The organism is Pseudopedobacter beijingensis (assembly GCF_042678145.1).
Taxonomy (GTDB): Bacteria; Bacteroidota; Bacteroidia; order Sphingobacteriales; family Sphingobacteriaceae; genus Pseudopedobacter; species Pseudopedobacter beijingensis.
Genome location: NZ_JBHUDG010000003.1, coordinates 370,843 through 384,692 on the forward strand (window position 1 = coordinate 370,843; position 13,850 = coordinate 384,692).

At 38.4% G+C, this 13,850-nt stretch carries 9 protein-coding genes; 5 read left to right on the plus strand and 4 right to left on the minus strand.

Going from position 1 to position 13,850, the window contains the following annotated elements; all coding sequences use genetic code 11:
- Positions 1-418: 418 nt before the first annotated feature.
- The 5 genes from ACFSAH_RS03280 (at position 419) to ACFSAH_RS03300 (ending at position 7,490) form a co-directional block, all read left to right on the plus strand.
- The gene (locus ACFSAH_RS03280) at positions 419-1,612 is read left to right on the plus strand and encodes a C1 family peptidase (RefSeq protein WP_379661267.1); all 1,194 of its coding nucleotides are present in this window, start codon (positions 419-421) and stop codon (positions 1,610-1,612) included.
- A 533-nt stretch (positions 1,613-2,145) separates the two neighbouring features.
- On the plus strand, positions 2,146-3,366 hold the full coding sequence (locus ACFSAH_RS03285; protein ID WP_379661268.1) for a glycoside hydrolase family 88 protein: 1,221 nt from the start codon (positions 2,146-2,148) through the stop codon (positions 3,364-3,366).
- Between the two features lie 25 nt (positions 3,367-3,391).
- Positions 3,392-5,371: a heparin-sulfate lyase HepC gene (gene hepC / locus ACFSAH_RS03290; RefSeq protein ID WP_379661269.1), complete on the plus strand. Its 1,980-nt coding sequence runs from the start codon at positions 3,392-3,394 to the stop codon at positions 5,369-5,371.
- A gap of 96 nt (positions 5,372-5,467) precedes the next feature.
- Positions 5,468-6,385 (plus strand): heparin lyase I family protein, encoded by a 918-nt coding sequence (locus ACFSAH_RS03295; protein ID WP_379661270.1) that lies wholly within the window; start codon positions 5,468-5,470, stop codon positions 6,383-6,385.
- A gap of 103 nt (positions 6,386-6,488) precedes the next feature.
- Positions 6,489-7,490, plus strand: a complete 1,002-nt coding sequence (locus ACFSAH_RS03300) for a polysaccharide deacetylase family protein (RefSeq protein ID WP_379661271.1) — start codon at positions 6,489-6,491, stop codon at positions 7,488-7,490.
- An 89-nt stretch (positions 7,491-7,579) separates the two neighbouring features.
- Here ACFSAH_RS03300 and ACFSAH_RS03305 read toward each other — a convergent pair whose 3' ends face one another.
- The 4 genes from ACFSAH_RS03305 to ACFSAH_RS03320 form a co-directional block, all read right to left on the minus strand.
- Positions 7,580-10,357 carry a T9SS type A sorting domain-containing protein gene (locus ACFSAH_RS03305; protein WP_379661272.1) on the minus strand — a complete coding sequence of 926 codons (2,778 nt, stop codon included), beginning with the start codon at positions 10,355-10,357 and terminating at the stop codon, positions 7,580-7,582.
- A gap of 125 nt (positions 10,358-10,482) precedes the next feature.
- Positions 10,483-10,869, minus strand: a complete 387-nt coding sequence (locus tag ACFSAH_RS03310) for a T9SS type A sorting domain-containing protein (protein ID WP_379661273.1) — start codon at positions 10,867-10,869, stop codon at positions 10,483-10,485.
- The gene (locus ACFSAH_RS03315) at positions 10,775-12,178 is read right to left on the minus strand and encodes a choice-of-anchor Q domain-containing protein (protein ID WP_379661274.1); all 1,404 of its coding nucleotides are present in this window, start codon (positions 12,176-12,178) and stop codon (positions 10,775-10,777) included. Before ACFSAH_RS03315 ends, ACFSAH_RS03310 begins: the two co-directional genes overlap by 95 nt.
- A 234-nt stretch (positions 12,179-12,412) precedes the next feature.
- Positions 12,413-13,477 (minus strand): helix-turn-helix transcriptional regulator, encoded by a 1,065-nt coding sequence (locus ACFSAH_RS03320; RefSeq protein ID WP_379661275.1) that lies wholly within the window; start codon positions 13,475-13,477, stop codon positions 12,413-12,415.
- Between the last annotated feature and the right edge of the window lie 373 nt (positions 13,478-13,850).

Sequence of the window (13,850 nt, forward strand, 5' to 3'; positions counted from 1 at the left end):
GCGTACCGTTTTTCACCATTTATATAAAGAAGCTGTTCTTTAGCAGTATTACTTTTAATAGATCATAATTCCAGATCGGTATGGAATGGCTCCCGACTGGGTAAAGAGCTTTCTGCAAATGTATTTAATGATTAAAACTAAATTTTAATGAGTTAAGAGGGTAGAAAAAAGAGATGCAATAAACTGAATACAATAAGTTACATAAGAATAAAATTATAATCAGTAATGATTTAGTAACCTAACCTTGTCTTTTTAAGCTCCGTACCTAAAGGACATCGCCTTCCGCTCTTTGCCTACAACAATGTTACACTATTGTATCTTAACAGCTTTCTCCGTTTTGCTTATTTTTGGCTATTTTTAATTTTTTAATAAAAAGAGAGACTCTTTTTTGATTCTCTAATTGATTCAGATTGATATAATGAATAAATTTCTTAGAAGTGCTTTATTAGTTTGCATTGCCGGTTCAACTGTTTTTACCTCCTACGCCCAGGATAACTTAATAAATTCCTTAACTAAAAACCAGAGCGAGATTAGTAAACAATCTTTCTCCTTTACTCCTATTATTAATCTTTCTAATACATCTATTAAAAACCAGGGATCTTCGGGAACCTGCTGGAGTTACTCTACCAATTCTTTTCTTGAGTCTGAAATGATAAAAGCAGGAAAACCCGCTGTTGACCTTTCCGAAATGTTTATCGTAAGAAACACCTATGTTGAAAAAGGAAAAAACTATGTAAGAATGCATGGTGCTGTAACTTTAGGTGATGGTGGTGCTTTACATGATGTAATTAACATGTATGCCAAATATGGGATAGTGCCACAAGAAGTATATACGGGACTAAACTACGGGACAGATATTAATCGTTTTGGAGAAATGGCCGCTATACAGGAAGGTGTACTAAAAGCTGTTGTTAAAAACCCCAACAAATCATTAACGCCTAACTGGATTAATGCATATACAGCGGTAATTGATTCTTACCTGGGACAGGTGCCAGAAAAATTCACTTACAAGGGAAAAAGCTATACCCCAAAATCTTTTGCCGATGAAGTTGTGGGATTAAACCCTGCTGATTATATAGAAATATCTTCTTTTAAAGATCAGCCGCTTTACGAGAAATTTGTACTGCTGGTTCCTGACAACTGGTCTTTTGATCAGGTTTATAATGTAAGAATGAATGAACTGACGGACGTGATAGACAATGCCCTTAAAAACGGATATACCATTGCCTGGGCAACAGATGTAAGCGAAAAAGGATTTAGCTGGAAAAATGGCGTTGCCTATATACCTGCCAGAGATTTTGCTATAATGAACGATATAGAGAAAGCTAATATGTTTAACGGTCCAAAACCAGAACTGGATATTACGGAAGATATGCGCCAAAAGGCTTTTGACAATTACGAAACTACAGACGACCACGGCATGCATATTATTGGATTGGCAAAAGATCAAAATGGCAAAGAGTATTATATTGTTAAAAACTCATGGGGTGTAAATAACGACTATAGCGGATATTTATATGTAACCAAAAATTATGTTAAATATAAAACCACATCCATTTTACTAAATAAAAAAGGTCTTCCAAAAGATATTAAGCAGAAATTAAAGCTTTAAGAAGCTAACGTAAGTACTTTTATTGGCTATTCCTGATGAACACCTATTGTGCTAAATACAGAAGTATTCTTTTATCTAAAACGAAGCGGCTGTATAACACAGGGTTGATACAGGAATAGCTATAGAATAACACCAGATATAAACCATGTATACACCAGGTATGGTGGAGAATAGGTGGAGTAAAGGTGGACTATAGGCGGAGAATAGGTGGAGTTATAAAATGGGAGATTATTTGATTTTATCTTATCCTATTATAGCTATACAATTAGAACTAACTTTGCAAAGGCTATATGTTTCAATATACTCATTCTGAATAAACTATACAACTTTGATTTTGGAATGTTTTATATGATAACATTGTAAAGGATTCCGAAAGGAGTTATTGGGCCAAAAACAAATACCCTTTAATACCATCACTCTTAAACTATCATTTCAGCAAGTAATTCAACATTATTAAAACTATTTAGACAAAAATTAAAAGTCTTCTTTCAGGTATAGGTGTATTTTCACGGTGAATAAGAACACCTGAATTTATGTACTATAACAACCGTATCAGTAGGATGCTGTTATGCATCCTGGTATTTTCACAACTAAACTCATTAAGAGCATTAGCCGGCGAAAACAAGGGAGAAGAATGGTTTTCCAAAGCAGTTAAAACATCGGCATATCAATTAAACAAAGCCACAGCAGTTTATACCCCTGGTCAAAACCCCAGATCTATTAATCCAAATGGTTCTGTAAGAGTTGCGCCATACACAGATTGGACTACTGGTTTTTTCCCTGGCTCTTTATGGTATGCCTATGAACTTACGCATGACAACAATTTAAAACAACAGGCAGGTAAGTTTACACTGGCTCTTGACTCTGTACGTTATATTAAAAACACCCACGATGTTGGTTTTATGCTATTCTGTTCTTATGGAAATGCATTCCGCATCACCAAAGACAAAGCATATTTACCTGCATTAAAAGACGGTGTAGCCAATTTAGCCGCCCGTTTCAATCCTAAAGTAGGTGCTATCCGCTCCTGGGACTTTTCCTGGTGGCATTATCCGGTGATTATAGATAATATGATGAACCTGGAGTATTTGTACTGGTCTGCCAAAGAATTTAAGCAGCCCAAATATACAGACATAGCCAATGCACATGCCTTAACATCTATGAAAAACCATTTCAGAAAAGATTACAGTTCGTACCATGTGGTAGATTATGATGCTAAAACAGGCAAAGTTCTGGCACAAAGAACACACCAGGGCGTTACAGACGAGTCTGCATGGGCTCGTGGTCAGGCATGGGGTTTATATGGCTACGCCATGTGTTATGCGAACACTAAAAAACCGGAGTTTTTAGAACAGGCAAAACATATTGCAGCTTTTATTATGAATCATCCGCGTATGCCAAAAGACAAAGTGCCTGTATGGGATTTTGATGTACATAACGCAGTAGATGTAGAAGAAAAAGCTCCACGAGATGCCTCGGCGGCCGCCGTTATTGCCTCTGGTTTACTGGAGTTAAGTACACAGGTAAAAGATGGTAAAAAATACCTGGACTATGCGGAAGATATTCTTAAGTCTTTATCATCCGATGAATATCTGGCTAAACCAGACGAGAATCAATACTTTATTCTCAAACATAGTGTGGGTGCATTACTGTACAATTCAGAAACAGACACTCCTTTAAATTATGCGGATTACTACTATCTGGAAGCACTGAAACGCTATGCAGAAATCAAAAAAATTAACCTGGGTAATTAAATATAAACCTTATAACTTTTAAAAGATGAAATTAATCAGATTATTGATGCTTTGCTGTACCGTACTGTTGGGCACAGGGTTTTCAAAAGCACAGCATAAACCGTTAACGAAAGACAGTTTTAACATTATTGATTTACAATATCCCGGCTTGGAAAAAGTTAAACAGCTGGTTGAGGCAGGAAAATACAATGAAGCTTCTGCAGAATTGCTAAATTATTACCGCAACCGTAAAACCGTAAAGCATCCCGAATTCAACGTAGGCGATGAAGCCAGGTTTCGCGGTAAAGACATAGGTAAAGCTAACCGGGAAAAAGCAGATAATGCCCTGGAACATAAATTTCAGCCTCAGAAAGGTTATGGTTTTTATGACTACGGTAAGGATATTAACTGGCAATACTGGCCCGTAAAAGACAATGAAGTACGCTGGCAGTTACACAGGGTATACTGGTGGACTTCTATGGGATTGGCCTACCGTAGCAGTGCCGACGAAAAGTATGCTAAAGAATGGGTGTTCCAATTTAGAGATTGGGCTACAAAAAACCCTTTAGGACTATCTAAAGACAATGACCGTTTTGCCTGGCGCTCGCTCGAGGTATCAGAAAGAATCAACAGTTTACCGGGTATCTTTAATCTTTTTGTCCCTTCACCAGAGTTTACTCCGGATTTTCTGATGGAATTCTTAAGCAGCTTTAACCATCAGACAGAGTATGTTTATCAAAATTACTCCGAAAAAGGAAATCACCTATTATTTGAAGCGCAAAGGGTATTAGGTGCCGGCTGTATTTTCCCAGAACTTAAACTGGCTCCAAAATGGAGAAAAAGTGGAATAGACATCTTAAACGAAGAAATTAAAAAACAGGTGTATGACGATGGTTTACAATGGGAATTATCTCCTGTTTACCACAACGCTTCCATAGATATATTTTTAAAAGCCTACAGATATGCCCAACTGGCAAAACAGGAACACGAATTCCCGTCAAGCTATAAACAAACTGTAGAGAAAATGATATTGGCAACCATTAACTTTTCATTCCCCGACTATTCGTTCCCTATGTTTGGCGATTCATGGGTAGGTGCCAAAGCCAATATGATTAAACAATACCAATCATGGTCAAAAGCATTTCCAAACAATCAGGTAATAAAATATTTTGCTACCGATGGTAAAGAAGGCACACAACCAGAATATCTTTCAAATGCACTAAAAACAGCTGGTTTTTATACTTTTAGAAACGGCTGGACAGATCATTCGACGGTAATGACATTAAAGGCAAGTCGTCCGGGAATGTTCCACGCACAACCAGATAACGGCACCTTTGAACTTTGGATAAAAGGAAGAAACTTTACACCAGATGCAGGTTGTTACGTATATAGCGGTGACGAGGAGATCACGAAAATGAGAAATTGGTACCGTCAAACCAAAGTACACAGTACCCTTACGCTGAATGACGAAAACATGGTGATTACTGATGCGAAACTAAATAAATGGAAAACGGATAAGAAACTGGACATCTTAACCTACACCAACCCTAGTTATTCCGGCCTTCAGCATCAACGTAGCGTATTGTTTGTTAACCAAAAGTATTTCGTCATTATTGATAAAGCCAATGGAGAAGCTACTGGAAATTTAGCGACCCATTTTCAGCTTAAAGAAGATAGCAAACCGGTTTTTGACAAAATTAAAAACAGTGTTTACACCACTTATTCAGACAACAATAACCTGCTGATACAAAACTTCAACACGGATAAAATAAGTCTGAAAGAAGAAGAAGGAAAAGTATCTTATGCATACCAGAAAGAAGAGAAAAGACCTGCATTTGCATTCGAAAAATCCAAAACAAATGCTAACAATCAGTATTTTATCACTTTGCTTTATCCTTTCGAGACCGATCAGGCTCCGCAGGTATCCGTTATAGAGAATAAAGGTAACAACTACGAAAAAGGGATTATTGATCTTACAATAGTTGTAAACGGTAAAAAAGAAAAACTGACTACTTTACTGTATTAAAACAAAGAGAGTATCTGAAAACAATAAAACATACCTCGTTTTTATTTAATCTTCAGGTACTCTCTTACAATAAACCAATTAGAAGCCAATCATTTCATGAAAAATCAATTCATAAACCTTCTGTTAATAGGCAGCTGTGTGGTAACAACTATTTGCTGTGGTAAAAAGGAAAGTATAACCTACAAACCAGATCAGAGAAAAGACACTCTAACTACCGAAAATCCCTCTGATAACGAAAAGGACACTTCTGTTGTTGATACAGGTACCATTCCTCCTGCTTCCGATACCATTTTAAACATCAATTACGAATCGGGAACTTTTAGCTCTGGTATTCCTGAAATTACATCAACCAAAGCCTCCGCAGCAGACGCCGCTTATATGGTTAGCCCCGGACTCAACAGTAAATATGCTATTGCCCACAAGGTAACTCTGGGACTTCCCGAGTATTACTCTAATGACGCTTATCGCAGCGAATCAGATGCCCTTACTCTTCCCTCCGCATTGTTTTTCCCGGGAACAGAATACCGTTACGAATTTAGCGTCTATTTAAAAGACTGGCAGCAATGGAATTCTGCCAATCCGCCCTATGGTGATAATATTTTTCAATTAAAAGTAACAGGCGGAGATCCTGTACCTATAAGGATATTAACCAAAAGAAATACTATTACTGCAAGATATGATGCCACAGGCAACGGTGTCATCATTTCAGATTTCAGACCACAGATAAATAAATGGATTAATTTTAGAATAGATGTAAAATGGACGGTAGACAATACCGGTTATTTTAAGATATACACCCGATACGAAGGAGAAACAGACTATACCTTACGTTTACAGAACCTGAATGCCAGAACTTATACAGGCACACAGCTCAATAAAGGTCAAAAAGGATATCTTAAGTGGGGTGTATACCGTGAAGCAGGTAAAGATGATCTCGGAAATGTAATTTTAACAGACAATGCCCTTACCCGAATTGCCTATCATGACAATATCCGTATCATTAAATTACCCTGATAGATTTGATAAATCCGGCTCTCCCTCATCCGAACATGCATAATATTTTACGAAAATATCTTAATTTAAGGCATTCAAAGTAAAAACACTGAATGCCTTTTTTATGTTATCACATCTGTTTTCCGGTAATTTATACTTGCTAAAACTAAACCTAATTATCTTATGCTGTTGCTTTGCCCTAAAAAATAATGCACAACCTATTGCCGAACTTAACTCTTATAAAACCATTTATGCATTAGCTACCAATCAAACCGGTAAATACATCGCTATAAGAAGCTTTAAAGCAGAGAATAGAAAATATATTCTTTTGACAGATCCCTTTACCCTGACTAACCGCATAGAACCCGCAGAAAACTATCAGCTAAATAATGTTGAACTCAATAACATCAGGGTTATATTTAAAACCTCTCCGTACATAAAAGCTATAGAAAGCATCTTACTAAATGACAAACCCATACAAAATTCGGGACTAAACACTCCCTTAGCCAATAGAAAAGGAATAACACTAACTGTTGATTTATGCCCTGCACACAAAGAAATGGATCGTAGTATTATAAATAATCTGCTATCATATTTTAATGGAGCATCACTTCCTATACCCATTTCTTTCTCTATTTCTGGCAAATGGCTACTCAAACACCCTACTGATTTTGAATGGTTAAAACAACTTCAGAACAAAAAGCAATTCACCATTACATGGGTTAATCATTCTTATAACCATCAGGTAAACCACCTCCCTTTAACACAAAATTTTATGCTGGCTCCAGGCACAAATGTACAGGCAGAGATTTTGGACAATGAAAAACTACTGTTGAAAAATGGCATTGTCCCCTCTGTTTTTTTCCGGTTCCCGGGTCTTGTTTCCGATCAAAAGCTTATTGAGAAAGTTTTGCAATATGGTCTTATACCCTTAGGTAGCGATGCCTGGTTAGCAAAAGGAGGAAAAGCTAAAAACGGGAGTATTGTACTCATCCATGGAAACGGCAACGAAACATCCGGTGTAAAAGATTTCATTAACCTGCTGCAAAGTAAAAAAAACGATATACTCAATAAACAATGGATGCTGTTTGATCTCTCTCAGGGAGTAGTATCCTCATTTAAATAATCAGGATTTCGTAAATATCCCAGCTCGGGCATCAGGTATTTACCAAGATAATGGACAAAAAACAACAACATCTTTAGGTTGAGGATTATCTATCGTTCCACCATCAATTTCTTTGCCACCTGCCCTCCTTCCCCTGTCAGTATCACAGTATAAATCCCACCAGATAAGTCTGTTACAGAAATTCCTAATTCTGATTGATTAGCTTGCAATTCTATTATTTGTAATAGTTGTCCTTGTACATTATGTAACTGAATAACTGTATACCTACCCGCTTCAAATGTTATATTTACATATTCTGTTGCCGGATTGGGGTAAAGGTTGAAAGTAGAAAGTGGAAAGTTAAAAGTTGCTGTTCTAACACCTAAGTCTGTATTGGTACCATCTTTATCTACCTCTACCAGCCTGTAATAGTTATTGCCGTTTAAGGGGTTTGTGTCTGTAAAGTTATAAGTTGTAGGTTGTAAGCTATAAGTTCCTGGTATCTCACCAATCTGCGTAAATAGCGTATTATCTCCACTACGGTAAATCACAAAGCCTTTATTGTCCTTTTCATTGGTAGTTTGCCATTGCAGTTTGGCATAGTCACCATCGGTCTTTGCTGTAAAACTGATTAAAGTTACGGGTAACACAGGCTCCCCCTGATATTCGTAAGCCCCCAAATCTATAACACCGCTCTTTGCGTAATTGTACACACGGGCATTACCGGCCAGGTCTTTGGTATTAGCATCTAAGCCCGAAAACAAAGTGTTATTGCCCGCATTAATGGCTGGTGAGGTATATTTTAAGGTGTAATCGCCTGCGGAAAAATCACTAAAAACATGGGTAGCCGAAATGGCAGTGCCATCTAAATTACCGTTTATACCACCTGTATTACCTTCTGTTAAAGAATATCGAGCTGTATAAGTGCCTGCACCTGCAATAGCACCATAAACAATAGAATTATCAAACTGTATACTACTATTATTTGCCATATAAATAGCGGTAGGTGTATTGTTTGCCGTATTGCCAGCAAGGGTTACATTGGTTAATTTAAGCGTCCCCAAATTATATATGCCCCCTGTTTGTCCGTTGGATGATGTATTATCGGTAATGCTTACGTTCGTGAGTGTGGATGAAGCATTTTTATCATTATAATACCCACTTCCACCCTGAAATTCCCCTTTGTTTCTGGTTATTTGTACATTGGTGAGTACCGGGAACGAATACTGGTCAGCCCAAGCACCACCCCCCTGTGCTCCGGATGTATTGTCGGTGATAAGTACATTGCTTATAATCGGAGAGGAATAGTACATATAAATACCGGCTCCTCCTCTGTCGTAAGCGGTAGTGACATTGTTATTGCCGGTGATGACCAGATTGGTAAGCGTTGGTGAGGCATAAAGATTGCGTATCCCGGCACCATGATTATCATATTTACCATTGGTAATGGTAAAACCGTCTAATATGGCAGTATTATCCATTTTAGTTCCGCTATCGAAAACGTTCCAAATTACAGGACGTACATTTTGTCCGTTAAGGATAGAGCCTGCTCCCATACCCAGATTGGGCAAAATACGGCTATCACTTAATGTACGGATGTTGTGACCGGGATCAAAACCTCCATAAATGGCCACACCGTTTTGCATGATAAAGCTGTGCTCGCCTACATCGTAATTGCCAATGGCTACAAATACTTTTTGTACGCCATTGGTGTGAATGGCATTGTGCAAATCAAAGGTGGCTTTATCCCAACTGCTACCATTGCCAACACCTGTAGGGCTTACATATATAATGCCGGCAGCATCAGGCCGTAGTGGACCAACGGCTTCGTAAGGGCTTTCGTAAGCGCCCATATCAATAGTACCTCCTGTTGTAAAATTATAAACCCTTGCATTGCCGACAAGGTCTTTGGTATTGGCATCCAAACCTACAAACCAACTATTTTTTCCTGCATCAATGGCAGGAGATGCAGCAGATAAAGTATAATCTTTGTTGGTTACATCGGTAAACTTCGGGTCTGTACCCACCAAATTATTATCTGCCGTGTTGTTTGTATTATAGCTTTGGGTAATACTGTTTTTAAGTGCTGCTACCGAGCCACCTATATCGGCTTGCGAAGTACTAGCATTCCCATTGATGGTGTTACCCCATATAATACAGTTGTAAAAAGCCGGAGTGGATGCTGCACCTGAATTGCGCACTCCACCTGCCACAGCATTGGAGGCGGTTGCCTTATTATAGACTATGGTTACATTGGTTAAAACAGGTGAAGAGGAAAGTGTATTATACATTCCCGCAGCACCCTCAGACGAAGTAGCCGTATTATCGACAATGCTTACATTGGTAAGTACCGGACTGCTGCTGCTTGTATTTGCAATACCACCACCATAGTTTGCCGTATTGTTTTTGATAACCAGATTGCGCAGTGTTGGCGATGCGTAAATATTACGTATCCCGGCACCGTCTGCGTTGTAACTGCCATTCATAATGGTAAATCCATCCAAAACGGCAGAGCCGTTCATTTTGGTTGAGCTGGTGAAGACGTTCCAGATGACAGGACGTACATTTTGCCCGTTTAGTACAGAACCTGAGCCCAGATTGGGCAAAATACGGCTATCGTTTAATGTGCGAATATTATTGTCAGGGTCGAAACCACCATAGATAGCCACGCCGTTTTTCATAATGAAGCTATTGGCACCAACAGGATAATTCCCTATGGCTACAAATACCTGGGTAACGCCTGTGGCATTAATGGCAGCCTGCAAATTAGTGGTAGCATTTGGCCAACTATTACCATTACCATCTCCTCCCGAAACATTGATGTTAACATACACAATGCCATTGGCATCGGGGGTTTCTGCGTTTACATTAATATAAAGCAATAGCATTATTGCAACGAATAATAATTTGAGATTAGAGAATAAAGATCTGTACATTTTGTTTATCAATCGTTTTTTGGTTTTTCAAAATCTATGGGCTATTTTGCAACAATCCCGCTGGTTTGAAAGCACCCTTATTTTTTAATGATTTTATACCTTTCTGCCTGTCCGTTTCCTTTTAATTTAATGAGATACATCCCTGCCGGATATCTACCTAAAGAAACGGTTTTACTATTTTCCGTTATACTTATCGCCATGCGCTGTAATGTTTTACCAGTAACGTCTGTTATTTCCAATTGGGTGTAAATGCCGGTGGCAAACGTAGTGATAACTACATCTGTTGTGGGGTTAGGGTATAAGTTTAAAATAGAAAGTTGAAGGTTGAAAGTTACCATACGAACGCCCAAATCGGTGGTTTTGCCATCGTTATCTGTTTGTACCAGTTTGTAGTAGTTGGTGCCCTTTAGGGGCGAGTAGTCGGTGTAAGTATATAGGGGCGCAATAATCATTCGCCTGTACATCGCCCAATTTCACAAACACCCCATCATTTCCACTACGATATATGATAAATCCTTTGTTGTTGGTTTCATTAGCCGTTGTCCATTGCAGTTTGGCGTAGTTACCATCCGCTTTTGCGGTAAAACTGATTAAGCTTACAGGCAGTGTTCCTTGGTATTCGTAAGCACCCAAATCTATTGCAGAACCGTAAAGCCTTGTATTGCCTGCCAAATCTTTGGTGTTTCCGTCCAAACCATTATACAAAACGTTGTTACCGGCATCCACAGCATATGAACCTGTTTTGAGCGTGTAATTCCCATTGGCAAAATCGGTAAAAATATCTGCAGGAGTAGTATTGGCAGTAGCCGTTCCGTCAAATTCGGCACCTGAAGCTGCATTACCTGTTTGGATGAGATTACGGTTACTTACAGCATCAAGTCCTGCAGCGTCATTGTCAATTCCATTACGATTTCCGAGAATGATGGTGTTATATACTTTGGGATAGCTTCCATCACTATTGCGCATTCCGCCACCTGTGCCTGCCATATTTCCGGCAAGGGTTACATTGGTCAACGTAGGAGAAGAAGAACCGTTATTATACATTCCTCCACCATAATCAGCCGTATTGCCGTTGATAAACATATTAGTTAAGGCAGGAGAAGAAGTGGAAGTATTATACATTCCTCCGCCTCTATTGTCAACTGTATTTTCGCTGATGGTTACGTGGTCGAGCATCGGCGAGGAGGACAGATTATACATCCCTCCACCATTGTTACTTGCATTATTATTTTTGATTACCAGATTGGTTAATGTTGGCGAAGCATATTCGTTATGAATGCCACCGCCATTTCCCGTTACCTTTCCCCCACTAATGGTAAATCCATCCAGAACAGCTGTATTATACATTGCAGTAGCAGATGTAAATACGTTCCAAATAACAGGTTTTGCATTTTGTCCGTTAAGGATAGAGCCAAAACCATCTCCAGAAGCGGGGAGGATACGGGCATCGGCCAATGTTTTTATGTTATTATCGGGGTCGAAACCGCCGTAGATTGCCACATTGTTTTTCATTACAAAACCATTAGTTGGCGATGGGTAATTCCCAATAGCTACAAAAACTTTTGATGCTCCCGAGGCATTAATAGCACCTTGTAAATTGGTTGTGGCATTTGCCCAGCTGTTACCACTTCCACTCCCTCCCGAAACGTTGATGTTGACATAGACAATACCGTTGGCATCGGGGGTTTCTGCATTGACAGAAAGGCTTAGCGACAGAATAGCAACAGTTAGTAATGATTTTAAATAGAAAGGTAAAGGTTTATCCATTTTCATCTGATATTATGTTAGGAATAAGGTTATAAAAAAGGAGCCCTATCAGGCTGAGACCCCCGAAGTTTTTTATATCCATTATAAGGACACTCCGATAAATTCAGGGTACACAGTATTAGTACTTTTAGACATCCTCATCTGGTTTTCAAATCACTTAGAAAAGCAAAATTAATTTGAAAACATATACAGATATTGAAAATTTATATGCAAATATTGAAAAAAGTCTCGCCTTCTATCTTAAACCGTTTGGGGCTTTAAATACGTCATTGGACTTTCTCCATAAACCTGCTTAAATGCTCTGCAAAAAGAAGCGGTATTTTTGTAACCTGCTTTATGTGCTACAGATTTTACTGTAACTCCTCGTTTTAATTCAGTGCAGGCATATTCCATCTTAATTTTTTTATAATAATTATAGGGGCTATTATGAAAAACACTGTTGAAACGAGTTATAAATGTTCTGGGAGAAAGATTACAAGCTGCAGCCAATCGCTCTATTCCCGGAAAATCCCCATCAGCACATTCACTAATAATGAGCAACGCTTTCTCCAGTTCGCCCCCCGATGTTGTTTCTGCATTATTGGATGACAGTTCGTTTTTTAAGACATCGGTAAAGAGATCAGCAATAAGCTGAGAACATAGATTTTTAACCTGCAAAATTCGTAACGCATTGTCAGGCCTCTCCAGCAAAGCCTTTATATCCTGCACAACAGAACGGTACTTAAAAACATCAATAAAGAAGTAGTTTTCTTTTTGTTTTTTTAATATGGCATCTATCACTGATTTAGGTGGAAGAATACGCTCGTTAATATTATTCCTGATCCAGTTCCTGTCTAACTCTATCCTTATACCAAATGCCTTCTGATGTGCTTTAATATAGAGATCTCCACTAAAAAGATTGTTAAAAATATGCCCGAGATTGTCTGTAGCATGAGAACCGGCAGCAGTATAATAATGAAGTGGAAACTTGTCGCGTTCTTCAATAAAATTAAGAGCTATTGAAAGAAAATCAGTATCGGGATTAGGAAGATAGTGATAATGTATATCTATGGGGCTGTAACTGTCAAAATTGAAAATATAACATCCGTCTTCGGGGTTCATATATCTAAACACGGTGTTGATCATATCCGTATTGATATGAATGCGTCCCCTCATTTCATCATAATCTGCATCGGGATGGTACTTTAATAGCTCTGTAATGAAGTTTTCCGGAGACAACAGCTGTATCTGCTCTACCATGCGCACATAGTTACGGTAATTATCTGACTCTAACTCTCTCACAAAACCTGTAGCCGGTAGTTCCATCTTTTATAGATATAGTATTTTCATCAAATCAACAGAAAAAAATATTAAATCTAATATAAACAGAATTAACATATAGCAAAATACCCTCAACTTATTTTTATTCTTTCAAAGATATATTTACCACAATGGTTAACAGCCAGGTTTAGGAGTATTTAAACCTTAATTTTATAAGAGGGTAGTTTCATTGTCAGAGAATGGGTAAATAAATACCCTCAATTTCCCTTTGAATACCTTCAATAGTGCGTTTTCAACAAACCTCTCATTATTTTCGGATAGGTAACGGCATCACTTGCTACATTTTGCCAGTGTTTTCCGAGTTCTGCCGGCATCTCTTACATTCCTTCGAGGCTTCTTCGAGGTTTCTTCGAGAAAC